Genomic DNA, 26,954 nt, shown 5'->3' on the forward strand with positions numbered 1-26,954 from the left:
CAAGAAAACCGAACTTTGAACAGAAATAAACAGGAAAAAAAATAAATGAATCCAGACTTAACAATAGAAACATTAAAGAAAGCTGCAAAGGAATTTTGCGACATTGAATCTACCTATCAAAATAGAGACCTCTATGGAGTAACTGACGGAAAAGCAGTTGGAACTTACATTGAGCACAAATTTCAAAAGTATCTTGAAGACCATTATACCTATGATAAAGGTTCGTCCGCAAAAGGAATTGATTTACCAGGAGCAAATATTCAGACAGACATTAAAGTAACTTCTATTAGACAACCACAGTCTTCTTGCCCATTCAAAGATGCAAAACAGAAAATATTTGGTTTAGGTTATAACCTACTTGTTTTTGTCTATGACAAAGTTGATGATCCAAAAACAAGTGCTGCCAAGCTTGACTTTGTAAGCTGTTCATTCCTTGAAAAAGAAAGAACTGCCGACTATACAACGACATTCAGAATAAGAGAAATGATAAAAGATGGAGCAATCAAAGAAGACATTATTGCCTATCTTAACGACAAAAATATCCCAGCAGATGATATTACACTTGGCTTAATTGCAAACCAGATTTTGAGCAATACACCAAAACAAGGCTACCTGACCATTTCAAATGCGTTGCAATGGAGATTACAATACGCACGAGTAGTTAACCTTGCAGAAGCGGTTGAAGGTATTACTAAAGTTGTAGACAAAGTGACTAAATGATTTGTTTTGAAACACATATTAGCGATTCAATTTTTGAGTTCTTCCAAAAGAATCAAAAGTCTCTCTTGCACCTCACCAAGGTTAATTCAATCATAAAAGAAGTTAGTGGAATAAACGACTTTTTCACCAATCAAGAGCAGGCAAATGAATTACTTGAGACAATAAAAGAACATAACTCAATTGTTTCAGAGCCTGATAGAAGAGAATACGGGGACTTTCAAACAAACCAAATTTTAGCCCAAAAGGTTGTTGATTATACTTTCTCTAAATCTAACGACTTTGAATTTGTCTTAGAACCGACCTGTGGCAAGGGTAATTTCTTGCTTGCCGCAATCAAACAATCAAAAAAACTAAAAAAGGTCGTTGGTGTAGAAATATATCAACCTTACGTTTGGGAAACTAAATTCAAAATCTTAGAACACTTTATTTCTGTAAAGGAAAATACTAAACCCGAAATTGACATTATTCACGCCAATGCATTTGAGTTTTCTTATGAAGATTTAGCTAAATCAACACAAGATTTAAAAACTTTAATAATTGGAAATCCGCCTTGGGTTACCAATTCAGAACTCGGTTCAATTGACTCAAAAAATCTTCCTCAAAAATCAAACTTCAAAAAACATAGTGGTTTTGAAGCTATAACAGGTAAAGGAAACTTTGACATTGGTGAATATATTTCACTAATAATGTTGAGATGTTTCGATAGGCATAATGGTGCATTCGCGTTTTTAATCAAAAACTCGGTTGTCAAAAATCTCATTTATGACCAAAAGCAAAACAAGTTTAGAATTGGTCAAACCGAAAACTTAAATATTGATTCAAAAAAAGAATTTAATGTTTCAGTAAATGCTTGTTTATTCCTAACTCATTTAAATTGTGAGCCAGAACTAACCTGCACCGCATTTGATTTTTACACAAAAGACAAATTAACAACCTTTGGTTGGTACAAGAACAAGTTTGTGTATTCCGTTCAAGATTATGATGAATCAAGTATAGTGGATGGAAAATCAACATTCGTTTGGCGTTCGGGTGTAAAACACGATTGTTCAAAAGTTATGGAGCTTGAACAAGTAAATGGTCATTTCAAAAATGCTTTAGGCGAAGAAATCAATCTTGAAAATAACTTGACTTATGGCTTATTAAAGAGTTCTGACCTAAAAGAAGACAAGACTAACTCATTTAGGAAGTTGACTATCATAACTCAAGAAAAGATAGGTCAAGAAACTAAGTACATAAAAGATAAATATCCACTTACTTACAATTATCTGACTTCTCATAAAGAGTATTTCGATAAGCGAAAATCTTCCATTTATAAAGACAAACCGAGTTTTTCAATTTTTGGTATTGGAGATTATTCGTTTGCACCTTACAAAATTGCCATTTCAGGACTTTACAAATCAACTCATTTTACATTGGTAAGCCCTTCTAATTCTAAACCAATAATGCTTGACGACACTTGCTATTTTATTGGATTCAAGAATTTAAAAATGGCTGAAATTGCTCACTATTTGGTGAATTCCGAATTAGTTCAAAAGTTCCTTAAATCAATAATATTTTCGGATTCTAAAAGGTCAATCAATAAAGACACATTAATGCGTATTGATTTTGCAAGGGCATTTGAAAGTACAGGTTATGAACAAGCAAGCAATGAAATAAAAGGCTTAGAACCCGAACATTGGGAGAAATTTAGTGAAATGATAAAAGAAGAAGCGACAGAACAAATGACACTATTCTGAAAAAAAAGTACGAACGCCCAACAATGGCTATACGTAATGCGGGCTAAAGTGTTGATATGAAGTTATTTACATTAAATAGACTAACTGCTAAACAGAAAGGTAAGAGCCTTGAAATCCCGCACTACGCATAGCCGAGACGTTACAGGCAAGGCCAATGACATAAAAAAAGGTGGTCTCGACGAAAGTTGTCGACCCATCGGAAATGAAGGAAGGACCAGATCCGGGATTTTTTCCAGCATCCAGGCCGAGTGGATTCAGGGAGGAAAAGATTTTTAAGAATGAGGATAACCCGGAAGTCATTAGGGGATGCTGCTGGGAAAAATCAGAAAGTGAATTTAGCAGGGGCCAGAAATTAAAAAGGGAATCCATTCCGGTGTTGGTAAAGCGATCTGGTCCAGGATGTCTGGAGATGAGGATACGTGTTTTTAGGATCCAACAGCGACTGAACAAGAGAAAAAATGGGAGCCCTGCCTGTAACAATGGCTTGCGTGCATTGGGCAGCAATCGAATAAAATAAAATTTAGTATTTTTAAGGAAGTTTGGGAAAACCGGGTGGAAAGGGCTCCGAAAGCGCCCACCGCACCAAAGCCTGGACCGTTAGCTGCAAGCTGAAAAAATGAAAGAACAAATAACATATTCTACTTTTCAGAAGTCAGACTTTGAGTCACTACTCAAAATGGGACTGAAACTTTGGACGGACTATGGAGAATCGAAATTAGCAGAACAACTAGAAAGAGTTTGTTCTCTAAATAATCAGAAAATATTGATTGCAAAAAATTCTAAGGACATTGCAATTGGCTTCTCTATCTTTTCAATTAGAGAAGATTATGTGGAAGGAGCTGATAAAACACCAACGGGATATTTAGAAGGAATATACGTTGAACCCCAATTTCGCAAGAACGGGATTGCCAAGAGATTTTTGCAAATGGGAGAGCAATGGTTGAAAACAAAAAACTGCACCCAAATTGGTTCTGATACTTGGCTAACTGATATAGAATCTCGAAAGTTTCACAAAAAAATAGGGTTCTGGGAAGAAGATGAACTTGTGCATTTTTTGAAAAATATAGAATAAAAGCCTGCAGCTAACAATGTATATAAAAAATAGGCGAAATAGTAATAAAATCAAGAGCTTTGGCTCGTATCAAAGCTTCTGCTTAACTGAAAGTTTAGTGCTTTGAAATCGCCTACTTTTCATATACTAAACGTTAGCGGTTATTAAAATCAGAATTAATGAAAAATAAGTATCACATACTAAATGGTGATTCCCTGAAAGAAAGGTTTCCTAATGAAATTGACGGAAAGATTATTGTTGCTCGTGAATGCTTTGTCGATGGAGATGTAAGTAGTGATACTTTAGATGAATTGTTTGATATCCGTGCTAAGTTTATAGCCGAAATTTATGGTAACTACTCGATAGAGGACTATTACTCAGATTCTGTTTCAGAATTTCAAAATATTCAAAAAATACCTGATAATTCCGAGATAAATCTATGGTTTGAGGATGACCTGTTTTGCCAGGTGAATTTTTGGTTTATCACTAACCTGATATTGGATTTTGTAAATGGCTGCAAAGTTTTTCTAATAAGACCAACAATTCACACTCAATATGGATTTGGCGGACTAAGCGAATTGGAGCTAATCAACGCTTATAAGCAAAAGGCTCTAATTGATGAAGTGGGTAGAATAGCAAGTCTGTGGAATTTATATCAGAATAATGATATGGAGGGAATGGTTGAGGTAGCTAAAGAGTTAGGGCAAAAATATCCTTTCATTCAGAACGCTGTTGAGGCTCACATTGATAGAATTCCAAATGAAAGTAGTCCAGGACGACCTAAGCGAACTCTAATTGAGATAATGGATGATTTAGGAACAGATTCATTTGGGGCTGTATTTAAAGAGTTTAACAAACGTGAAAGCATCTATGGATTCGGCGATTTACAGGTAAAAAGACTTTATGATGAAATTAAAAACAACCGCTAACAACACATATAGCTTATGGCGGGTGAACGAATCCCAGCAAGGTTTTCGCTCCGTATCCAGCTTTGGTTTCGGTGGACAGAAAAGTACTTCGAAACCGCCACAAGCCATATGCAAACCGTTACAGGCAAGGCCAATGACATAAAAAAAGGTGGTCTCGACGAAAGTTGTCGACCCATCGGAAATGAAGGAAGGACCAGATCCGGGATTTTTTCCAGCATCCAGGCCGAGTGGATTCAGGGAGGAAAAGATTTTTAAGAATGAGGATAACCCGGAAGTCATTAGGGGATGCTGCTGGGAAAAATCAGAAAGTGAATTTAGCAGGGGCCAGAAATTAAAAAGGGAATCCATTCCGGTGTTGGTAAAGCGATCTGGTCCAGGATGTCTGGAGATGAGGATACGTGTTTTTAGGATCCAACAGCGACTGAACAAGAGAAAAAATGGTAGCCCTGCCTGTAACAATGGCTTGCGTGCATTGGGCAGCAATCGAATAAAATAAAATTTAGTACATTGGATGAAGTTCGGGAAAGCCGGGCGGATGTGGCTCCGAAAGTGCCCACCGCACCAAAGCCCAGACGTTGGGCATAATTCAGAATAAACATTTGCAGATTGAAGAACATTGAAAAATACAAGAATGATTTAACTCTCCTTATTGAAAAAGGGGACAAACTAGACATATCAATAAAGCACGAATGCTATCCTGAAAAAATAGAAGAGCAAATTAAATCAGCTTTTAAGGACAGCAAAAAAGCAAATGAATACTTAAAAAAAATACTTCCATTTAATCGAGAGTATCAAAGTTGGTATTCTGAATCTCTTGTTTTAATAAAGCAATTAATGCCTGACAGATTATCTGACTTCATCAGGCTCTATGAAAAACCCAAGTCTCGAAAAGCTATAGAATATGGCAATTACGTTATGGAAGATTATTTGCAGAATTTAACTGTAAGAAGTGGTTTTGGAGAGAAAAAAGTAGGCCCAGAAGCTGCACTTAACCAATTCGAACAACAGTTGAATATTTTAAAATCTCTTGAAAGACGTTTCGAAAGTTCCCTTTTCGACATACAACAATTGGTACAGGCAGACTTATTTGATAGTGAAATTGATACAGCAAGGGAATTATTGAAAAATAATTTTTTGCGTGGTGCAGGTGCAATTGCAGGGGTTGTTCTCGAGAAACATCTAGCGCAAGTTCTTTTAAATCACAATTTAAAAACACGTAAGAAAAATCCATCCATTTCGGATTTTAATGACCTTTTAAAATCTTCAACAGTTTATGACACACCAACATGGAGAAAAATTCAGCATTTAGGAGATATTAGAAACCTATGCGACCATAATAAAGAAAGAGATCCAAAAAAGGAGGAAGTAGAAGACCTAATATCAGGAGTTGAATCTATAATTAAGACAATCTTCTAAAACTATGGATAGAAAGAAGAAATTTCGGGTTGATAAGATTAAGAAACTAAAAAAGGAAAATCCTTTTTTTCTGCCATATGCAAAGAACATTGACTCACTCAACAATATTTATGTTACAACGAAATTGGCACGACAAGGATTAGTTACACTGCGCGAAGAATTAAAGAGTAACGACCCTTTCAAGTTTGAAATTGAAATCCCTGCTGCAAATGGAATGGAAATAACAAAAGAAAAAAACAAATCAAAAATTGTTGAAATTCTTAAAAGTAGCATAAGATCTGAGTTATTTATCAATTCTTTGGTGTCATCAATCTCTTTGACTGAAAACTACCTTGAGGAAATAATAAGAATAGTACTACAAAAGCATCCAGGTAAATTATCGGTAGACATTGACTCCAAAACTAAAAAGGAGGCTCAAGAAGAGAAAAAAGTAGATTTTAAAGATGTCTTGAGTGCCACTTCGCTTGATGACCTTTATAATCAAATCATCAACCAGAAACTGCATAAATTATTCTATGCTTCTCCAGCGGACTACTTTAAATATCTGGGCTCTATCATTCAGATAAAACTAGACGAAGATTTGATTGCAGATTATATTGAGGTAAAAGCTACAAGAGATTTATTGGTGCATAACAAAGGTAAAGTGAATCAAATCTATGTTGAAAAAGCAGGAATTAAAGCACGTGCCACAGATACAAGACAAAATATTCCTGTTAATGAAGAGTATTTTCTGAATGCTATGGGAACACTAAAGAAAATAGTAAGAGATTCTTATGAATCAGCATCTAAGGAATATTTGAAAATCACAGCAAAAAAAGATTTGTATCCTCCAATAATTTAAAAAATATGCCCAACAACAGGTATAGTGCATGCCCTGCGGGACACGCACCATACCCAAAACGTTGGCGGTAATTAGAGCAAAATAAATGAAGAACATTAAAGAAATAAATATTGAGTTTGTAAAAGGCATAGAATCTTTTAGTTTGACTACACCACTATTCCCCTACAAACCGAATTTTTTTGTAGCACCAAATGGATTTGGAAAAAGTTCATTCGCTACAGCTTTTAATTCATTAAATCGAGATAGACTGAAACTTGATGAAAGCAACTATCATTTTGGAGATACTACAAAGCTGCCTAAAATTGAACTTGAAATCACGAAAGGCGACAACACAACAATAAAACTTCTTGCAGATAAAGACAAAAATGAAATATCAAAAGTGTTCGACATTGAAATCATTAAAAATCTATTAAAACCAGAAGCTAACTATCGAAATATCCAAGGCAATCATATTACAAGTCCGACAATAGAAATTAGCGATATATTTATCATTGAAGCTATTCCAGATAAATTTGAATTACCATATCAAGTTTCCCAATTCAAAAAAATAATATCTGACAACAGACTGATTTGGAGTGATATTTCGCATTTATTGAAAAACCCTCTTTTTATTGAAAAACTTCAAAGCCTAAATGTTCTTGATAAATTTACCTTAAAAGCACAACAAAAACTTACACAAGGATTTTTAGATTTTATTAAGTCTTGTGAAGAGAATAAAGAAGGAATAATTAAGAAATTAAATGTTTCAACACACGAAATTCTTAGCTCAGATTTTTTTCCATTAATAGTTGAAGTCTGTGAACAATTTAATGTTACAGATAAAGGCGAAAACTATCTTATTGCCTTACAAATAATAGAGCTTTATAAAGCAAAACAGGAAGATTTTAAAAAATTATTCGCTTATAAAGTTTATTGTAATCAAAGAGATAACATATTAGAACTTTTCAATTCTTTCGAAACAACTTGGAAAGGAGTAACACCAAAAGAAATACCCATTTACAGAAAAGTAAAGAAAAAGAGAGTTCTAATTCAGAAAAATTTTGGAATTCAGTTTCCAAAAGCAATAGACATATCAAATGGTGAAAGAGATGTAATTTCTTTTATCGGTTCACTGTTCAAGGCACAAATGAATTTTAAAGGAAAACCTACAATATTAATTATTGATGAAGTATTTGATTATCTCGATGATGCAAATCTTTTAGCTGTTCAGTTTTACATTACGAAATTCATCGAGTTTTTTAGAGAAAATAAAATTCCATTTTTCCCAATTATTCTAACCCATTTAAACCCACACTACTTTAAGAACTATTTCTTTTCAAACCAAAAAGTTCATTATTTACAACCATGGAAAGGCAGTGTAGATAGAGCAATTGAAAATATAGTAGTATCTCGAAATAATTCAACGGATAGTTTATACCAAGATAAAATAAGTAGTCACTTTTTACATTTTAACACGGCTGATATTGACATAGAAACGGAGATTAGCACAGAGTTTCTCAAACAGAAATTAGGTATTCCAAATCGTGATATGTGTAATTCAGAAAAGTTCAAAGAAAAGACTTTGGAATATTTTGAAAATTACATTTCAGGTAAAAGAAATTACGACCCAATCTCTGTATGTATTGCTACAAGAATTCTTGTTGAAAAGGATGTTTACAATATGCTTCCACTTGAATTAAGGCAAGAGTTTTTAGAAACTAGGACAACTGTTGCTAAACTGAAATTTGCTAAGAAAAAGGCAGAGATAGTAATTCCGGAAATATATTTTTTCTTAGGGACATTGTACAATGAACTGTTACACATTAGAAAGAATAATGACAACTCAAGTCCGATTTATTTAAAGCTGAATAATAAAACTTTAAAAAATATGGTAGGAAAAATAAAGAAATAACTACCGCCAACAATATATATAAAAAATAGGCGGTTTAGTGCTAAACTCAAGAGTTTTTGCTCGTATCAAACTTTGTGCTTAATTGAAAGTTTCGTGCTTCGAAATCGCCTACTTTTCATATACTAAACGTTGGCGGGCATGTAAAGACAATTCGAACTAAATGGATATTATCAATTTAATAGTTAAATCTTCACAGCACATAATAATGTGTCGACCTAGTGACATGGAGCCTATGAGTTTTGGAAGTGGATGTTTAGTTCAATATAACGACAGGAAATATTTGCTATCAGTCGCACATGTAACAGATATTGAAAATTATGGGGCTTGTGTTGAAACAGGTTTACCACCAAAAGATTTACAGACCCCACTTTATTCAGTTGGTAGTCTTTGTTATTTCGATTCATATAAAGTGAGTTCTGACCTTAGTCAAATTGAAATAAAGAAGATTGAAGACTTAGGTTTAGAGTTTGACGAAACACTAGATGTTACTTTTTGTGAGATAAAAGAAGAATTCCCAATTATTCAACCAGAATGGGACTTTGGAGCTTACAAAATTGATGCAGGCCCTAAATGCTATCTCAACCTTAATGAAGCAGGTAAACCTGAAGAAGATAAATTATTTGGATTCTGCGGTAGAATCAAGCATGATTTTAAAGGTTTGCAGATGACAAGTCAACCTACGTTAAAATTAGATTTAACTTATAATGGGAGTTTCGGACGTTTTCACCTTTTTAAAACTCCAGAAGTAATTTTAGATGCTGATGACTACAGGGGGTGTAGTGGTGCTCCTATTTTAGACGAATCAGGAAAGTTGGTAGGACTTGCCCAGTCTGTAATTGAAGGTTCAAATACAGTCTTTGCCTTCTCAATTGAAGAATGTATCCGACTACTTGACTTAGCAATTGAAACTAAACCTATAGATTAAATGGATGCTTCTACAAAATATAAAATTGCTGAATTCATTTGCGGAGATAATAATGAGAAGCATCCTATTTACAGAAGTTCATCCTATTTAACTAGATTTTTCCAGGATATTGGCATAAATGCCACACATGATGGTTCTTCTCGCAATCCATGGACTGCATCTATAATTTCAAATTTGAACGGCCATGATTTGCAAAAAGTAATACTCCGATTAGCATCTCCAAAACTCTATGGTGGTGATAGGGAGCAAATCAAGTTGGCCTTGACCACTCTTAATGAGATTTTAGCGGTTGAAGGTTTGAAAATAAGGATAAACGGAATTGAACCTCAATTAAAAAAAGAAGCCCCTAACTATAACTTTGAAGAAACCGAGATAACAACAGAAAGAGAATTAAAACCCTTGCCACCACCCAATTTTAAAAATTTAGGATTGGAAAGTGGAATAGCTGAAATACTACAACATCGTTGGGATGAAATACAAATATGCATTGACTCGAAGGCTACCGTAAGTGCGGTAATTATGATGGGTAGCATGTTGGAAGGGTTTCTAATGGGAACAATGCAAAGAAACCCAAGAGTTGCAAATTCATCAGCTTCTGCTCCAAAGAAAGATGAAAAAGTTAAACATTTGTAAGCGAACGCCCACCCCCATCTATTTTTTCTGGCAGGGGTTCGAGACCTTTGCCTGCATGAAAGATTTACAAACTATTTCCCCCAGGGATTATTATCATTCCCTTTATGAAGAGTGGAAGGCCAGTGGTATTTCCGTCGGTCTGTTCTGCAAGCAATCCTCAGTCAAGTACGCCACTTTCCGGTACTGGTCCAAGAAGTTTGGGCAGGAAAAGAATGTGGACACAGGTTTTACCGAGTTGCGTGTTAGCGATCCCGAACCTGAGCCTGTTGCGGTATTGAACTTTCCCAACGGGACCAGGCTTTCCTTTCAGCGCCTTCCGGATACCGCCTGGCTCAGAGCGCTGATATCGTAAGCATGCTTTCCCTTTCCTCTTCGGTACGCTATTTTCTATACCACAAGCCTGCCGACATGCGCTGCGGAATTTACTCCCTTGCCGGCCTTGTCCAAAACAATCTGGGACTTGATCCCCTTTCGGGTGACGTGTTTATTTTTATAGGCAAACGCGGCAACCAAATGCGTTTGCTCCAGTGGGACGGAGACGGCTACGCCATGTACATCAAGCGTCTGGAGTCGGGTACGTTCGAGCGTCCTAAAAACAGCAAAACACTGGTTTCCGCCAGGGAGCTGACCCTGGTTTTGCAGGGCGTGAAGCTTGCTTCCGTACAACTCAGAAAGCGGTACGAAAGGAATATTTTCACTTAAAAAAAAGTGAAAAATATTGTAAAAAAGTGGCCTTTAAATGATTTAAAGTCACTTTTTATATTTATTTTTATACTATGAATACAGCCGTACCGGACTATAAAGCGCTCTACCTGGAAAGCCAAAAACAGTTGGCCGAAAGCAGGCGCATGCTACTGGAAACGGAACTCAAACTTAAGTTAGCCCTACTGGACGCAGCCGAACTGCGGCGCAGGCACTTCTCCTCCTCAAAATCCGACAACCGGGTGAGCGGTTCGGGCAACGGGCAGCTGGGCCTCTTCCCCTTGGGTGCCGGGGAAGCCGATGTTCAAGCCTCCGAGGAGCTTACTGCCGCCGAGGTGGAAAAGGCGAACCTGGAGCAGGACATACAGGCACGCAAGCGTAGGAAAGCCGCAGCCCGAGGTCCCCGCATGGTGTTTCCCGAAAGCCTGGAGCGGGAAATCGATATCATAGACCCCAACCAAAACCTGGAAGGATACAAAATCATCGGAGAAGAAACCAGCGAGGTGTTGGTGATGGTACCCGCCAGTTTTAAAGTGCGCAGGACCGTTCGCAGGAAATGGGCCCTCATTGACCCTTCGCAAACCGGCAAAAAGGGAGTGCTGATCGCCCCAATCCCTTCCAGGACCGTAAACAGGGGACTCTTCGATGAATCGGTTCTGGCCCACCTGCTTACCTCCAAATTCGTGGATCACCTTCCCCTGTACAGGCAGCAGCAGATGTTCAGGCGAATAGGGCTCGAAATCCCCGCCTCCACGCTCATCGACAACACCAATGCAGCCTGTAAAGCAATCACCCCAATCTACAACGCACTCAAGCGCGAAACCCTGGCCAATCTCTATCTACAGGCAGACGAAACCCGGATGCAGGTACTCGAAAACGGAGGCGTGAAGGGTTCCTCCCATAGGGGTTTCGTGTGGGCCTATCATGCCCCCGTGGACGGGTTGGTATTCTTTGACTACCGGACCGCCAGGAACAAATCCGGCCCAGAGGAGATATTGGCCAATTACAAGGGCGTGGTCCAGACAGATGCCTATGAGGTTTACCATAGTCTTTTTGCCCGCAACAAAGGCATAAAGCACTATTATTGTATGGCTCATATCCGCCGCAAGTTCGACGAGGCAGCAGTTTATGACAGAGATAGGGCTTCTTGGGCGGTGGGGACGATTGCCAAACTGTATGCAGTAGAAAAACAGATCAGGGAAGCCGAACCGCCCCTTCCCGAAAACCTCATCGTCAAAAAACGGGTGGAGGAATCCCAACCCATACTGCGGGAAATCCACGACTGGATGCTCGCCGAGTATCCCAAGGTACTCCCTTCCTCACCGATAGGAAGGGCAATCGCCTATGCACTTCCGCTCATGGACAGCATGAAGCTATACACCCTCCACGGACAACTTCAGATTGACAACAACCTTATTGAAAACGCCATCAGACCGATTGCCCTGGGACGGAAAAACTACCTGTTCGCTGGTACCCACGCCACTGCTCAGAACGCCGCAATGATCTACTCCCTGTTCGCGACTTGCAAAAAGCACGAGGTAAATCCCCATGACTGGCTGCTCGACGTGCTGCGAAAACTCAACAACCCCACCTATGACGGCAAGTTCTCCGACCTGCTGCCCCACAGGTGGAAAAATCATCAAGGGAATCCCAGCTAATTTTAATAGGGGGTTGGCCGTTTGCTTACAGTCATACTACTATTTTCTCGAATCCAAGGAAGACAAACGATTTGAAGAAGATGAAACACTACAAGCAAAAGTAAAAAATTCCATCCCGATTGCTGACATTGATCTCAAAGAATACGATCTCGTCTTTTTCGCAGGTGGTTGGGGTGCGGCCTATGACATGAATTCAGAGATCGTCGCTAGTAAAGTGTCCGATGCCTACTATAACTCCGATGTGATAATGGGAAGTGTGTGCCATGGGGCGTTGGCTTTTACAGAAGCGAGGGATAAAAATGGTGAATACCTAATAAAAGGCAGACCCATGACCGGGGTTACGCAAAAGCAGATCATATCATTTGGTATTGAGTTTACTCCTTTTCATCCGGAAGAAGAACTCAAGAAAGCCGGTGCTATCTACAAAGCAGACAGATCTAAGCGTATAGACCAATTCGCCACCATTACGGTGATTGACCAGGAAAAGCGCTTTGTAACAGGGCAGAACCAAAATGCAAGTCATGACACTGCCCAGCTTATGATGAAAACGCTAACAGAAAAAGAATGATGAAAATTAGCGCAATTAGCCGGCATTCACTTGGCTTTTTAATTCTATTCGGAATTTACTTGCCTGCGGTGAGTCAAAATGACTTGACCCAAAAAAATAAGCCAAACATTGTACTCATTTTAGTTGATGACTCAGGCCTAATGGATTTTGGTGCTTTCGGCGGTGAAGCACGGACACCCAACATCGATAAGCTAGCGTCCGATGGGTTGATGTTTACCAATATGCACTCCTCGCCTTCGTGTTCTCCCTCCAGAGCCATGTTGATGACAGGGTCGGATAGCCATTTGGCTGGTGTTGCTAACCTACCAGAAATGCTTCCCGAAGAATACCTAACAAAACCAGGTTATGGAGGTAAGCTCAACGATCGTGTGCAAACCATCGCTACTCGATTAAAAGAAGCCAATTACAATACCTACGTTGCAGGTAAATGGCATTTAGGGCATGACGAAACCACGCTCCCAAACAAAAGAGGTTTTGATCGTTCCTTTATACTTGGGAGTTCCGGCGGAAACAACTACAAAGCGCAAGGGTACTTGCCACAAAAGCCCATCGCTCACTGGTATGCAGATGGTGAGGAAACCGAACTCCCAGATGATTTCTATTCATCAAAAACTTATATTGATAAAACAATTTCATTTCATGAAGAAGAAGTAAAAAAGCAAAATCCTTTTTTCTCGTACATTGCTTTTCAAGCCATTCATGCACCTGTACAAGCTCCGATAGAATTCATAAACAAGTATCGCGAGACTTATAAAAATGGATATGATGATTTGAGAAAAAAGCGATTTGAAAAAGCTAAACAAATGGGCTTCATTCCTGAAAGTGCTGTATTGAATGATCTATTTCCTCAATTTAAAAAATGGAATGATCTTTCTGCCAAAGACCAAGAAAGCTATGCTAATAATATGGCCGTTACAGCAGCTATGCTGGAAGCAATGGATTACCATGTTGGTAGATACGTGGACTATCTTACCCAAAAAGGCCTGATGGATAATACCATTTTTATCATCACTTCAGACAATGGACCAGATGGTGGAGACTACCGTTTAGGCATGCCGTGGGCACTAAGGAATGGATATAATCGTGATTATGACAAAAAAGGAGCTGAGAGTTTTTTTGGGTATCTGGGGCCAGAATGGGCGAATGCGGTTTCCTCTCCGTTCACTTACTTCAAACTCTACACAGGTGAAGGCGGGGTGCGTGTTCCATTGATTATTACAGGAAAAGGAATGCCAAAAAATCAACGTTCTGATGCATTTTGCTTTTTTACAGACATCGCACCAACTATTTATGATATTGTTGGGATATCTACTTCGGCTAATGAGGGATATGCGCCTATTACTGGAAAAAGCATATTGCCGCATATTGAAAATCCCGCTCGGCCGGTTTATGCAAGCGACCAAGGGGTTGGTTTAGAATCAGCAAATAGTGCTGCTTATTATCTTAACGGATATAAAATTGTAAAAAATAACATCCCCTTAGGAGATAAAAAATGGCATTTATACCATATTGAAAGTGATCCGGGAGAGGTATACGACTTGGCGGCTGAAAAACCAGAAACCTTTCAAAAGATGCTTGCTTTATATGAGAATTATTCCAGAGAAGTGGGCGTAATTGAAATGGATGAAGATTACTCAGCAGGAGGAGAGGTAGCTAAAAGAGCAACTAAATCTATGATAAAAAACAATCTTGTTTATCTCATTATCTTCTTAGTTGGTATCGTAGTCTTACTTGTGTGGTTAATAAAAAGATTAGCTAAGAAAAAAAATAAATAATGAAAACCATCAATTACCATTTTATTTTAGTCTTGATACTTCTACTCGGTACAGGTTGCGACTCAAATAGCAAAGTAAAGCAAGCCATACTGTTGAAGTCTTATACCAATCCAACGGCAAATTCATCTCAGGAAGACACAACAGTCACAAATATTACTGCAAATCGGGACAGTCAAGGACGTAAAGCTTCATTGATTTCAGCCTTCTATGGTCTTGACGATGCGCTTCCCAAGCCAGCCAATAGAGGTATTGGTGAAGGAGCGGGTGGTGCTGACGGAATGCCTGTCATTTTCTCACACGAAATCGACCCAAATACGTTGGAGCCTGGTGATTTTAAGGTTATGACTGCTTCCGGCAAAATCGGAAAAATCTCGTGGGTTACACTTGCTCCCGCCGATGACAAAGGCGAGTTGAGAACCGTTTTGTTTGCGGGTCATTATGGTAGCATTGAGGATCAGCCGGTTAAGGTTGAAGTTGTAGGCAATATTCTTTCCCTGGATGGAACAATTAATTTTAAAGGAGTGAGCATTGATGTTACTCCCTTAGAAGATGGACCTACGATGGTTTGGTCTGAAATTGTGCCCCAAAACGAGTGGCATATTGGTGAAAAAGCTACGGAGCTCAATTGGGGCGGTGGAAGTGGCGTTGCAGAAGGTACTAAGCAAGTTGTACGAGTAACATGGGCTGGAGGCGTCACCAAACCGGGAGGTATAGAAGTGGATGATAATGAACGACAACTTTACAAAGTCACCGTTCAACAAAAAGATGGCAGAAAAATAGAAGTAACTCCCTTTGCCATAGCCGATTTGGGAGATGGTGATAACAACCATGAACTTTGTTTAAATGTTACAGGGGACCCGATCGCTGTTTCCTTTCCAGCAGGTCATCTTACTGACCCAAGAGAAGATTTAAACCCTGAAACAACCATAAACATCACAAATCTCTAAACGATTTTCATAAAACAATCAAACATGAAAAATAGGCTAGCATTATTAGCATTAATGGTATTTAGCATACCGGGATTCTCTCAAATAAACAAAGACGAATTAGCCTTAGAAGTAAGTAAAGTAGATGCTACGAACACAGAAAAACTAAAAGAATATGTTTGGAAATTTTATGCAGACGTCTTTGGCGAAGGTGGAAATAAAATAATACTTATCAGCGAGTTTAGCTATGGCGACAAAGGCGAGTTAAACATCAATTTGGTGGACGGCGAAACCAATATCAAAAAGAAACCGGGTGTTCGAGGTAAAATGCAGCAAAATGCCATCGAAAGCAAGGCTGAATATGTCGTTAAAGCTATGAAGTATGCCTTGGCTTATACCTACATGACGAAAGGTCAGCTACTCGACTTTTTCGATAAAGCAGAAGTGGTTGAAAAAGATGGGGTTTGAATCGCAAAAGGGACAAATATATATGTGGATGGTGATGAGCTGACTATTAATATAGACGCGGAAACCAAGTTTTATCTTAGCAAGCATTTTTCCACCAAAATGAATGCCAATCCCATTTCTGGGGAGGTACAATATAAAACCTTCAAATCGTCAGGGGTAAATCACATCACGATAACGAAACTTGACTTACCTGTAGAAAGTGTAAAAATTGAAGGTGAAAATAAAGATTATACCATTAGAGTAGATTAATTAGAACGATAACGAAAGAGGTTATCAGGTTTTCGATAGACCCTTTACAAACCCAACAATGGGAGATAATCCGATATGCAGCAACCAAAATAAAAACACATGTTTAAAATTATAAAATTGACATTATTGCTGTTCCTAGCAATTACCGTTCGTACTCAGGCACAGCATATTGAGATAATTCCTCAAAGTAACTATACCTTTGGAGGGAAAATACATGGTCGGTATGGGGAACTAAAAATACAAGGTAGTGAGAGCTATGGCATATCACTTGATATTGTAAATAAAAAGACCTCTTTTCAAATTGAATACTTTTATCAACCTACCACTGGAAATTACCGGGACTATTTCAACCCAGACCTCAATAATCAGCGTTCTGATTTACGAATTAGCTGGTACCATGTAGGTGTGAGGCAAAGATTTGGCACCAATGAAAAGGTTGTACCATTTGCAGGAGCTTCTCTGGGATTGACAAACTTTAATTTGGATTCCTCACCTAGCCGATATAACGAGACTGCCTTATCCTTTGGGCTTCAAACGGGTACGAATATTTACCTTTCGGACATTTTAGGGTTAAGGTTTCATGGGCGTTTAAATTTCCCTGTGCAGTTCAATGGTTTTGGGTTTTATGCGGGTACAGGGGGATCAGGAGCTTCTGCTAGCGCTTCTGCATATTTTATCCAAGCCGACTTAGGGGCAGGGCTTATTTTTCGACTCGCTAACTAATTGTGATCACGGTGAACGATAGAAACCATGTTTTTATAGAAATAGAAATTAATGCAACATCAGAGTAGGTCGATGCTAGCGGAACACATCTTGCAACAAAATTGACAACTTAAAGGGAAATGGAATATTTAATTAAGAAAAATGATAAAATCGCTGTTAATAGTTGTGTTTTGTTTGGCTACTTCCATTGCTCACGGTCAATTCAACAGTGAACAATATCGAAAAAATGCAATCAAAAGTAATATTGTGCCTCCCCTTCTGAGTGCTACAAGCGAAATTTCGTATGAGCGTTTGTTACAACCAAATCTGAGTATTGTTGCGGCTATTGGAGCCAACTTGAGGGGTAATCTATCCGATTTTGTGTTAAATCCGAGTGCTGATTTGCGTTTTTTAAACCGAGATATAAAAAATCGCTACTTCTTAACTGAAATACGCCGCTATATTGATTTCTGTGGTTGTGACCATATTCCATTACATGGCTTTTATGCAGGTGGATTTGTTCGGTATAACAGTCTAAGTATTTCCTCTGATCTACAATTTGGAAGTAATAGCACCAATCTTGACACCAAGATCGCTTTGGATTTTCGGTCCTTCAATTTTGGGCCAATGGTGGGCTATCAAATCAATTTAAATAATTGGCTAATTGATTTTGAAATTGGGGGGTTGGGTTATTCCCCTAATTGGATTAACTATAATACCAGTAGCGCCTTAAGTAACAGTGACCTTGACAAGTTGTCAGATGCTTTAAGTCGAAATTTTGGTATTGGAGGAAATTACAAGGAAATCGAGCTCAATAGTTCGTCAGGTGAAACCAGTTTTTGGTACTGGACATTTCGCTATGCCGTTTCTATTGGTTATAGTTTTTAGGAAAACTCGTTGTGCAAATTCATGGAAAATCAAAAGAATGCTGTATTTACCGAAATAGAAATCGATGCCACGACAGAGCAGGTGTGGAATGTCTTGACGGATTGGGGCAAATTAATAGAATGGAGCTCCTCTTTCATAGGGATTTCTACTGAAAAGATGGTGAAAGGTGAGCGTTTCATCTCCTACTTCAAAAACCCGATTACGGGTAAAGTCATTGAATTAGCGCATGTTTGCACGGACTATGAAGAAGGCAAAAAATTTGGATGGTCAGGTGATATCGTTGGAAAGGTAACAGATCATCATATCTATTCATTAGAAACTACGCAAAATGGAACAACACTATTTAAGCAAGAGGACGGATTACACGGCCCTCACAGCGCATTTTTCAATTTTCTTGCGGAGCACAAAATGACAGCAATGTATAAGAAGTTCAATAAAGAACTAAAAACGCGGGTAGAATTTCTCTACCCAAAAGATTGATTCCCCAACGAACGATATGGAGAAGTATTTGTTACGTATTTTAGGATCTTTGTTTATTATTATAAGTCATCAGGCACTGGGTCAGCATGAATTTTTCCATGAATTAGTTTTAGAAAAAACCCTGATTGAGCAAGAAGAATGGGAGTTTGTCGGTGAAGCTAACTTTAAATACCTCTATGATGAACCCGCTTGGAGAAGATGGGGCCTATCATTCGCCGGAGTTCGTAGAATTCAACGATTCAATATTCTCGCTGGCGCAAACAGTTATTATACCTTCAATAGAAGTATCACAAACTTCTTTGAAGTCCGGCCATGGACAGCTGTACAATACAGGATTCCAATCTTTGGGGACATGACGTTAAGGCAAAGACTCAAATACGAATGGCGGTTTTTCTACACCAAGGAAAACAATTCGAGAAGAGAAAACTATAGGCGATTTCGCTATCAAATAGGTATGGATATCCCAATTCCTGTTGAAAGGGAGTCTTCATGGGTTATACGTCCCTATGTTGAATGGTTCCTCATAAGGGACCCGTCTACATTTGAACGATTCCCCAACGAAAGGGATTATGGCATAATGGTGACCAAAAGATTAAAAAACAAACATGAATTTTACTTCATCTTTAGATTGGAGGAATTCTATAATAGAGAAACCCAACGGGGAAATGGGTATATTTTTTTATCTGGTTATTCATTCTAAACCTCAAGGAAAAAAGCGCTTTATTTTTTCGGAGTTCCTCATAAAGTTTCCTTTATCCTCCTATAATTGGTACAGGTTTTCTCCTAAAAACCTTCTTCATCACCAACAATGAGTTGCAAGGGAGTACACAATATCCTGATAATTAGTACCGCTATCGGCTTTACCATTTCAAGGAGAGTGTGCCTCTCACAGGACTGAGTGTCATTAAGGGTGATCTTTCTTCCATTCGCCAAGCGCCTGTTTCATTTAAAGTGGAATTGGATGGTACGTCTTAAATATAAATAAACGAAGGCAATTTTTACCTTGTTTATTTACTGCGGATATTCCGGTGATGCTGACCTCCTAATCCGGGTTTATAACGCCAAGCTGTACCGATATTTATCAGGAAATATTGCTTATCTGTTACTTTCGTTGGCAGGAATAATTTGGTATCTTCGACACCAGCTGCGCATGCTGCGCACACGCATTTCGACCGTGCAGAATTTCTAGTGTCGATTATGACAGGCTACCCGGCACCGTTTTGACCATGTACCGAGCACTCCGTGGATAAATGAACCTAACACTCAACATACCCGGTATGGTGGTGTTTGCCCTCATCTCTAGCGGGCTATTCGCATCCATCCTATTACTTCTAAAGCGGGAAAACAGAATAGCCAATCGGTATTTGGCACTACTTGTTTTTTTTCTTTCCCTTTGGCTTTTTGATACCTTTTTTCGAATGGCTGGTGTTTACGAGCAGGAACCAAAATTTTACTTCCTACCCATTTACTTTTCATTCGGATTCGGTCCACTCATTTACGTTTACACCCTACAATTGACAAAAAAGGAATTTCACTTTTCTCCCCGACTGATTTTTCACTTCCTACCTGTATGGATTCAATTTCTTTTTTATGTTCACCTACAAATTAAGGACTATAGCTACAGACGTGAGTTTTGGCTTGAAATCCACCGCCCATACACCTATGACATTGAGCTGGCGCTGAGTTTTTTGTTGCTGCTGATTTATTTACTGGGAAGCCGAAAACAGGTCGTACGGTATCGGAAAAAAATTGAAAACTCTTTTTCGGATGTGGATAGAATTACGCTTAGTTGGCTAAATAAGCTGCAGCTTGCTTTGTTTATACTTTCATTTTTTTGGCTATTTGAAACAATTGCCAGGCTTGCGTGGAACGTTTACCCAGTCACCCCATATTCGTCACTAACCATAGGTTTCATCCTTCTCTTGATAGCCATTGGAGGGATTCTGCAAAAAGACGTATCTCGTACGACGGAAGACCTATCGGACGAAATTCTGGATACGAAAGCCCTTCAAGAATTCGATGAGGAGGTGGACCCGGAAGAAGTAAAAAGAATTGTAAGCATTCTAATAAAGCAAGAACTCTTTCTTATTCCGGATATCACGTTAAAAGACTTTTCAGAGCATTTCCGGCTATCTCCCAGAGAAACATCTCGTCTCATCAATAGAGGCCTTGACATGACGTTCATTGATTTTATTAACCAATATCGTGTTGCGCGTTTCAAGGAATTGGCGAGCAGCAAAAAAGTTGAACACCTAAGCCTCTTGGGGCTTGCCTACGAGAGTGGTTTCAATTCCAAATCAACCTTTAATCGTGTATTCAAAAAAATGGAGGGAAAAAGCCCCTCATCTTTCCTTAAAGAGTCCTAATTCATGAATTGGGTCGTCTCAAAGAACGAATTGAGACAATCAAACGGCCAAATCGTGAGAAGTTTGCCCTGTACATACACGTAAAGAAACAAGGCATGCGTAGAGTGATCGGGATAATTCTATTGTCAATTGGTTTCGTAGCTTCGGGTTTTTCACAAAGCAAAAATGAATCAGAAATCTCAAAAGCTGTTGAAAGCTATATCAGTCAAAACGGTTTTTCAGGTACTATTTTAGTCGCTAATGAAGGCCAACCGATTTTTCACGAATCGTATGGTTTTGCCTATTATTCGACTCCAGATACCCTTCGGAAAGAGGACTGTTTTTCGATAGCGTCCATTACCAAACTTTTTACGTCAATAAGGATTTTGCAATTGCAGGAAGAAGGAAAACTATCTCTCGAAAACACGATCAATACCTATTTACCGGAGTACCAAGAGTATGTTTCGAATGACGTATCTATACACCATTTGCTTCTTCATATTTCTGGATTACCTGAAGAACGGGGTAAGATGTACCAACGCCGATTCAAACCTGAAGCTTGGGTAAAAAAAGTCTTAGCACACCGAACAAAGAGCAGATGGGGTGTATTCAACTACAATAATATCGATTACGTGCTCCTGGGCCTGATTATAGAAAGACTCACGGGTAATTCCTGGGAAAAGGAGATTTCAGATGCGATTCTAACACCGTTAAAGATGAGTCAGACCGGCTTTCTGGAATATGGCTATTATCCACAAAATTTTGCCTACACCTTTAGCAATGGACGTAGTGGATTGAAGCAGGATCCGTTATGGTTTATAGAAAATTTTTATGCGGCAGGTAGTATGTATTCAACCGCCTCAGATTTGCTAAAACTCGATCAGGCGCTCTACGGAGAGGCACTACTATCCGAGAGTAGCAAGCGATTGCTTAGTAAATCCTACCCAGAATACGGGTATGCGGGCTATGGTGTGTGGAACTATGATTACCCATTTGTAGCGGCTAGGCCTACCATAATGGAGCGAAGAGGGAAAATAAGAGGGGCGAATGTGGTACTGGTGCGGTTAACTGGTGAGAAGTATACCCTTATCATCTTGAGTAATGATGACCGTTTCAACCCGGATTCATATGGAGATCCCGAAAATTTAAGGGAAAAATTGATTCATGTACTTTATAAGTAACTTTCGTTATGAAAAATCTATTTGTTACCGTTGTATTGACAGCTTTCAGCCTGATCACCCTTCATGCACAAAGTGTGGAAAATCTACCGAACATCCTGGGTACCTGGGAGGTTGATTTGCGGCCCAGCCCTGATTCTGAGCCTTTTATTCAATATTTAGTAATCACTGAAATCTCGGGGACATCATTAAAAGGTACTTTTTATGAAAGTAGCCTTGAAGATGGATTGGTAAACGAAAAATTTGATTCTGTTTTCCTGGCATTTACGACGAACGATCAGTCAAGTACCTACTATCACTTTATAAAATTAATCGATGGCAATAGGATAGAGGGACTTACCTATAGTAGGAATCGAAATTTGATACAGCCATGGAAGGGCCGGAGAATCGAGTAAAAAAGAGTGTTCCATTATATAAAACCAATAGCCGTTTGGGTGTTACTTAAAAAAATCAGAATCAAGAAAAGAACAGAGCGTAGATTTCGGCGCCGCTACCCGATGACACCCCTGTTCCTTGCCGCATATACAGTCGCCCAAATCAAATGTTTTCTTTTTTTAGGGATCCGGCAACACCTACGGCCTAATGTGGAACCCTCCTTTCCCATTTCTTGTCTGTCCTAGCGCCCTTTTTTTAGTGTGGCGCTCAGGCCCGGGCCAGTTCGGTACAGGCTTTTACCAGCACATCCAGCTCCTCCAGGGTGGTGTAGAGGTTGGGGCTGATCCGGCAGCCGTGCACATTGGATCCGTCGATCGGTACCGTGAAAATCTTGTACTGCTCCATCAGGGTTTTTGCAAAATCTGCAGGCTTCATTCCTTCTATGCCGACGTTACCAATACCGCAGTACCGTGCCGGATCGGCGGGCGTATTGACCCGTACTCCGGGGATCTCCCGGACCTTGCTGGTCCAGTACGTTTGCAAATACCGGAGCCGTTCTTCTTTTCGTTTTCCTCCGATGGCATGGTGGTAGTTGATGGCATCGTTGATGGCCAGATCGGTATAGGCCGGGTAGGTACCGATATGGTTCAGGCGCTGAATGTCGTTGGGGTCTCGCTCCCCTTCGGCAAGCAGCGGCCATACGTGTTGCGCATTTCCCTTTTTTACGTAGAGCAGGCCGGCACCCAGCGGTGTACTCAGCCATTTGTGCAGGCTGGACCCGTAATAGTCGCAGTGGAGCTCGGGTAGGTTGAATTGAAAATGGCCAAAGGCATGGGCTCCATCCACCAACACCTGCACCCCTTTGCTATGGGCCATGTCACAAATTTTCCGTACGGGCAAGATTTGCCCGGTGATGTTGATCATGTGCGAGATCATCAGCAGTCTTGTCCTGGGCGTAATGGCAGCCGCATACAGGTCTACGATTTCTTCGTCGGATTGGGGCAGGTTGGGAACAGATACCACCTTGTTTACCACCCCGTATCGTTTGGCGGCCAGTTTAAACTGATTTAACATGGCGCCATAGTCCTGCTCGGCCATGACGGCTTCGTCTCCTTCCTTCCAATGAATGCCGGTGATGATCAAATCCAGGGACTCGGTGGCATTTCGGGTGATCACCACTTCCTCGGGGCTGCAGCCCCCTAATTCCGCCAGTCGGGCCGTGGTGGCCGCTTTGTTTGCCTTGCGTTCGTTCCGCATGTACCAGGATCCCTGGTAATTTACCTCCCGCACATGCCCGATCAGATTTTCAAGGGTTTCCTGCGGTACAAAGCAATAAAAGCCATTTTCCAGGTTGATGTAGTCGGGTTTGAGTTTGTAACCGGCCCGAATTCCAGCCCAGAAGTCTTCGTTGGAGGCAAGTTGCGCCGGGGGGATGTGCTCAAACCGGGACAGGGCCTTGCCAAAGGAATGAACGCCGGGGCTGGCCGTAACACCCAGGGCCAGAAGATTTTTCAGGAAGGATCTTTTTTTCATCGGTAAAAACGTTTTGCGGAAAGTAAAAAAAACAAAGCGAAAATAAAAGGGGTATGCTACGTACGGTAGGTGCGGGATGCCGTTCATGAACCGGTGGCCTCGCTCGCAGTCCTCTCAGCAGCGGGGGTGTGCTTTCCTTCTCACCGCTGGGCAGAGCTGCCCGAAGGAAGGCACAGCGGATTTCCGGCAAAGGCGTATTCGGCCCCTTAATGGGGGTAGTGTCGGTTCTTTTTCATTGCATGCCGCAGCTAGAAAGCGGAGGAGATTTTTTGCTTTTTCGCAGATAGCAGTTTTTTCCGTAGCTTGTTACGGCAAATGGTCGGGCCGATCGGCAGAAAAGCCCGGCAACCGCGGACAGCGGGGTAGCCGCTAGCCTTGGGAAGGTGGAACCTGTTCGGCCTGTTCGACTGGCAGCCTGCCTTCAAACGATGTATGCTATGACAGAAAAGACACCCCACCTTGCAGATTTTTTGGCGGATTTTGAGCCGAAGCTATCGGAAAGGGCCCTTGCCCAGCTGTATCCCCTGTTAACAGAGGTGACCGTATCCAAAAAGCAGCTGCTGGTTCGGGAAAGAGAGGTGTGCAACAAATTCTATTGGATAGGCAAGGGAGCCTCCCGAAGTTTTTACCTGCAAAACGGCACAGAGGTGCACACCTGGTTTGCTTTCGAAAAGGAAGTCATCGGTTCGCTACGATGTTTCCACGAGCTTCCCTCCCGGGAAAACATCGAACTGTTGGAAGACAGCATCTTGATCGCCATAGACCTGCCCGGACTTCGTTGCCTGATGGCGGAAAACCTGGAAGTATTGCGATTTGTGAATGAAACCATTCTGGAATACGCGCTTTTTATGGAAGACAAATTTTTTGACCTACACATGAAATCAGCAGCGGATAAGTTTCGTGCCCTGTTGACCCATCAACCGGAGGTGTTTCAGCGCGTACCGCTCACCTACATCGCTTCCTATCTGGGTATCTCCCGGGAAACGCTGAGTCGCCTGCGGTCCCGGTGATTTTGTGATCCATGTCAAATGTCCTGTCGCGTTTATTGACGTATTTTACAAAAAAAACTGAGTCCCTTGCGTTATCTCCAACGATTGCCCGCCCCGAATCCATTCAAACGATTTCCTTTCTTGGTAACCGGCGCTGTGTGCCTGATGCTTCTGCACGCTGTGCCGGTACCCGCGCAGGAAACCGGGGGTAAGGGGGAGGCACAGTACGGGATCAAGGCAGGTGTGAATTTTGCCGAATTATGGGGCACCGACGCCCTTCCGGAAAGTGACCGAAAAGTCGGTTATTCGCTGGGTGCCTACGCCGCATTCAAGGTCTCAAAGGTGCTGAAACTACAGCCCGAAATGATTTGGTCCCTGCAAGGGGAGCAATCGCAGGAAAACGGGCGGTACAAAATTTCTTACATCAACGTACCGCTGATGTTGAAATGGACGGAGGGGAAGTTTTATACGGAATTGGGTCCACAACTGGGCTTCCTTACCCTTACTACCAGCAAGTCCGTACCCGATCATCTGCAGCTGGAAAATGTGGAAACGATTGATTTCTCAGTAAATGCCGGATTGGGATACGAATGGACGGAGGATTGGTACATAGGAATACGCTATTGCCAGGGGTTGACCCCGGTGGTTGCGGACAGGGATTTGCGAAACAACGTCGTCTACCTGGGTATTGCTCACCGACTGTTTTAGGCGACCGGCCTGCCAGCATTACTGCCTGGCCCGGTTACCCGTCAAAACCAAGAGAAAATGACACGAAAAGAGTTTATGGAAAAGAGCCTGCGCATGGGTGCCGCTCTTCCCTTATTTTCGTCATTACTGCTGCCTGCCTTCGGGCGAGAAAGATTGCGCTTACCGGAATTTAAAACGAATTTCCGGGGTAAAATCATCGTCATCGGAGCGGGTGCTGCGGGTCTTTCCGCAGGGTATTTGCTCCAGCAGTACGGCGTAGATTTTCAGCTGATGGAAGCGGCCCCGGTCTACGGCGGGCGGCTAAAAAAAGCCGATGATTTTGCCGATTTCCCCCTGGATTTGGGGGCGGAGTGGATTCATACCCACCCGAGGGTACTGTCGGCCATTCGCAACGATCCCAATGCGCCTACCCCGGTCGAAATCATGGATTACCATCCCCAAACCATCAAAAGCTGGCATGCGGGAAAACTCAACTCCCACAATTTCGTCCGGAATTTTTACCGGGAATGGAAATTTGCCAGCACGACCTGGTTTGACTTTTTTGAGCAATTCATCGTGCCAACGATTTCCGATCGGCTGGCACTTCGTGCACCGGTTTCCGAAATCAACTATGAAAGCAAAAAAGTGCGCGTGACAACGCAGGCCGGCGAGCACTACGAGGCAGACAAGGTGCTCCTCACCAGCTCGATCAAGACCCTTCAGCAGCAACAAATTGCCTTTGTGCCCGCCTTGCCCCTTGCCAAAACGAAGGCCATCAACCGGGTGTACATGGGCGAGGGAATGAAGCTATTTATCGAATTCAGGGAACGATTTTATCCGGATATTCTGGTCTTTGATAAGCTGTCTCGGGCCATGCGTGAGGAAAACAAAATCCTCTACGATGCCGCTTTCCGGAAAGAGTCGGACCGGCATATTTTGGGCCTGTTTGCGATCAACGAAATGGCGCAGGCCTACACCCAATTGAAAAGTGAGGCTGCGATCATCGAGAAGGTGCTAGGCGAGCTGGACGAGATATTCGAGGGAAAAGCATCGGCCAATTATGTAAAGCACCTGCTGCAGAACTGGTCCGGGGAAGCCTATATCCAAGGGGCGTATTCCTATACTTTTGACGGAAATCGCAGACGTATTGTCGGGGAAATAGAAAAACCCCTAGGGAATAAGATCTTTTTTGCCGGGGAAGCACTTTCACTCGACCACCAGGCGACGGTGCATGGGGCCTGCGAATCGGCGCAAGCCACCGTGGCCCGCATGATGGAAGGAGCGTAACC

General features: G+C 41.0%; 27 protein-coding genes. 26 read left to right on the forward strand and 1 reads right to left on the reverse strand.

Going from position 1 to position 26,954, the window contains the following annotated elements; all coding sequences use genetic code 11:
- The first annotated feature begins 45 nt into the window (after positions 1-45).
- The 23 genes from ABWH99_RS09580 (at position 46) to ABWH99_RS09690 (ending at position 22,476) form a co-directional block, all read left to right on the forward strand.
- Positions 46-720: a hypothetical protein gene (locus ABWH99_RS09580; protein ID WP_375586056.1), complete on the forward strand. Its 675-nt coding sequence runs from the start codon at positions 46-48 to the stop codon at positions 718-720.
- A complete protein-coding gene (locus ABWH99_RS09585; RefSeq protein WP_375586057.1) occupies positions 717-2,456 on the forward strand; it encodes a hypothetical protein in 1,740 nt (579 codons plus the stop codon). Before ABWH99_RS09580 ends, ABWH99_RS09585 begins: the two co-directional genes overlap by 4 nt.
- Before the next feature lie 616 nt (positions 2,457-3,072).
- Positions 3,073-3,528: a GNAT family N-acetyltransferase gene (locus ABWH99_RS09590; RefSeq protein ID WP_375586058.1), complete on the forward strand. Its 456-nt coding sequence runs from the start codon at positions 3,073-3,075 to the stop codon at positions 3,526-3,528.
- A gap of 158 nt (positions 3,529-3,686) precedes the next feature.
- Entirely contained in the window at positions 3,687-4,436 is a 750-nt protein-coding gene (locus tag ABWH99_RS09595) for a DUF1835 domain-containing protein (protein ID WP_375586059.1), read from the forward strand.
- A gap of 606 nt (positions 4,437-5,042) precedes the next feature.
- Positions 5,043-5,852: a hypothetical protein gene (locus ABWH99_RS09600; RefSeq protein WP_375586060.1), complete on the forward strand. Its 810-nt coding sequence runs from the start codon at positions 5,043-5,045 to the stop codon at positions 5,850-5,852.
- Positions 5,853-5,856: 4 nt separating this feature from the next.
- Positions 5,857-6,693, forward strand: a complete 837-nt coding sequence (locus ABWH99_RS09605; RefSeq protein WP_375586061.1) for a hypothetical protein — start codon at positions 5,857-5,859, stop codon at positions 6,691-6,693.
- Positions 6,694-6,778: 85 nt separating this feature from the next.
- Positions 6,779-8,584 (forward strand): hypothetical protein, encoded by a 1,806-nt coding sequence (locus tag ABWH99_RS09610; protein WP_375586062.1) that lies wholly within the window; start codon positions 6,779-6,781, stop codon positions 8,582-8,584.
- 160 nt (positions 8,585-8,744) lie between these two features.
- Positions 8,745-9,509, forward strand: coding sequence for a hypothetical protein (locus ABWH99_RS09615; protein WP_375586063.1), 765 nt, complete (start codon positions 8,745-8,747; stop codon positions 9,507-9,509).
- On the forward strand, positions 9,510-10,142 hold the full coding sequence (locus tag ABWH99_RS09620; RefSeq protein WP_375586064.1) for a hypothetical protein: 633 nt from the start codon (positions 9,510-9,512) through the stop codon (positions 10,140-10,142).
- A gap of 55 nt (positions 10,143-10,197) precedes the next feature.
- Complete coding sequence (locus ABWH99_RS09625) at positions 10,198-10,494, forward strand: hypothetical protein (protein ID WP_375582538.1); 297 nt, start codon at positions 10,198-10,200, stop codon at positions 10,492-10,494.
- A 2-nt stretch (positions 10,495-10,496) separates the two neighbouring features.
- Complete coding sequence (gene tnpB, locus ABWH99_RS09630; protein WP_375582539.1) at positions 10,497-10,844, forward strand: IS66 family insertion sequence element accessory protein TnpB; 348 nt, start codon at positions 10,497-10,499, stop codon at positions 10,842-10,844.
- A gap of 74 nt (positions 10,845-10,918) precedes the next feature.
- Positions 10,919-12,502 carry an IS66 family transposase gene (locus ABWH99_RS09635; protein ID WP_375582540.1) on the forward strand — a complete coding sequence of 528 codons (1,584 nt, stop codon included), beginning with the start codon at positions 10,919-10,921 and terminating at the stop codon, positions 12,500-12,502.
- Entirely contained in the window at positions 12,438-13,070 is a 633-nt protein-coding gene (locus tag ABWH99_RS09640; RefSeq protein WP_375586065.1) for a hypothetical protein, read from the forward strand. The genes ABWH99_RS09635 and ABWH99_RS09640 overlap by 65 nt, the downstream gene beginning before the upstream one ends.
- Entirely contained in the window at positions 13,067-14,845 is a 1,779-nt protein-coding gene (locus tag ABWH99_RS09645) for an arylsulfatase (protein ID WP_375586066.1), read from the forward strand. Before ABWH99_RS09640 ends, ABWH99_RS09645 begins: the two co-directional genes overlap by 4 nt.
- Positions 14,845-15,792 (forward strand): hypothetical protein, encoded by a 948-nt coding sequence (locus ABWH99_RS09650; RefSeq protein ID WP_375586067.1) that lies wholly within the window; start codon positions 14,845-14,847, stop codon positions 15,790-15,792. Before ABWH99_RS09645 ends, ABWH99_RS09650 begins: the two co-directional genes overlap by 1 nt.
- A 24-nt stretch (positions 15,793-15,816) precedes the next feature.
- On the forward strand, positions 15,817-16,239 hold the full coding sequence (locus ABWH99_RS09655; protein WP_375586068.1) for a hypothetical protein: 423 nt from the start codon (positions 15,817-15,819) through the stop codon (positions 16,237-16,239).
- A gap of 348 nt (positions 16,240-16,587) precedes the next feature.
- Positions 16,588-17,211, forward strand: coding sequence for a hypothetical protein (locus ABWH99_RS09660; RefSeq protein WP_375586069.1), 624 nt, complete (start codon positions 16,588-16,590; stop codon positions 17,209-17,211).
- A 141-nt stretch (positions 17,212-17,352) separates the two neighbouring features.
- A complete protein-coding gene (locus ABWH99_RS09665; protein WP_375586070.1) occupies positions 17,353-18,078 on the forward strand; it encodes a hypothetical protein in 726 nt (241 codons plus the stop codon).
- Between the two features lie 21 nt (positions 18,079-18,099).
- A complete protein-coding gene (locus ABWH99_RS09670; RefSeq protein WP_375586071.1) occupies positions 18,100-18,558 on the forward strand; it encodes an SRPBCC domain-containing protein in 459 nt (152 codons plus the stop codon).
- A 16-nt stretch (positions 18,559-18,574) separates the two neighbouring features.
- The gene (locus ABWH99_RS09675) at positions 18,575-19,258 is read left to right on the forward strand and encodes a DUF2490 domain-containing protein (protein WP_375586072.1); all 684 of its coding nucleotides are present in this window, start codon (positions 18,575-18,577) and stop codon (positions 19,256-19,258) included.
- A gap of 550 nt (positions 19,259-19,808) precedes the next feature.
- A complete protein-coding gene (locus tag ABWH99_RS09680) occupies positions 19,809-20,924 on the forward strand; it encodes a helix-turn-helix domain-containing protein (RefSeq protein WP_375586073.1) in 1,116 nt (371 codons plus the stop codon).
- Positions 20,925-21,019: 95 nt separating this feature from the next.
- Complete coding sequence (locus tag ABWH99_RS09685; protein WP_375586074.1) at positions 21,020-22,084, forward strand: serine hydrolase domain-containing protein; 1,065 nt, start codon at positions 21,020-21,022, stop codon at positions 22,082-22,084.
- Positions 22,085-22,092: 8 nt separating this feature from the next.
- Positions 22,093-22,476 carry a hypothetical protein gene (locus ABWH99_RS09690; protein ID WP_375586075.1) on the forward strand — a complete coding sequence of 128 codons (384 nt, stop codon included), beginning with the start codon at positions 22,093-22,095 and terminating at the stop codon, positions 22,474-22,476.
- 247 nt (positions 22,477-22,723) lie between these two features.
- On the opposite strand, the gene ABWH99_RS09695 is transcribed toward ABWH99_RS09690, so the two are convergent.
- Positions 22,724-23,989: an aminotransferase class V-fold PLP-dependent enzyme gene (locus ABWH99_RS09695; protein ID WP_375586076.1), complete on the reverse strand. Its 1,266-nt coding sequence runs from the start codon at positions 23,987-23,989 to the stop codon at positions 22,724-22,726.
- Positions 23,990-24,426: 437 nt separating this feature from the next.
- Between ABWH99_RS09695 and ABWH99_RS09700 the strand changes: the two genes are divergently transcribed.
- From ABWH99_RS09700 to ABWH99_RS09710, 3 genes are all read left to right on the forward strand, one after another.
- The gene (locus ABWH99_RS09700) at positions 24,427-24,999 is read left to right on the forward strand and encodes a Crp/Fnr family transcriptional regulator (RefSeq protein WP_375586077.1); all 573 of its coding nucleotides are present in this window, start codon (positions 24,427-24,429) and stop codon (positions 24,997-24,999) included.
- Positions 25,000-25,143: 144 nt separating this feature from the next.
- On the forward strand, positions 25,144-25,686 hold the full coding sequence (locus tag ABWH99_RS09705; protein WP_375586078.1) for a porin family protein: 543 nt from the start codon (positions 25,144-25,146) through the stop codon (positions 25,684-25,686).
- 57 nt (positions 25,687-25,743) lie between these two features.
- Complete coding sequence (locus ABWH99_RS09710) at positions 25,744-26,952, forward strand: flavin monoamine oxidase family protein (RefSeq protein WP_375586079.1); 1,209 nt, start codon at positions 25,744-25,746, stop codon at positions 26,950-26,952.
- The last annotated feature ends 2 nt before the right edge of the window (positions 26,953-26,954 follow it).

The sequence above is a fragment of the Cyclobacterium xiamenense genome, assembly GCF_042140265.1.
GTDB lineage: Bacteria > Bacteroidota > Bacteroidia > Cytophagales > Cyclobacteriaceae > Cyclobacterium > Cyclobacterium xiamenense_A.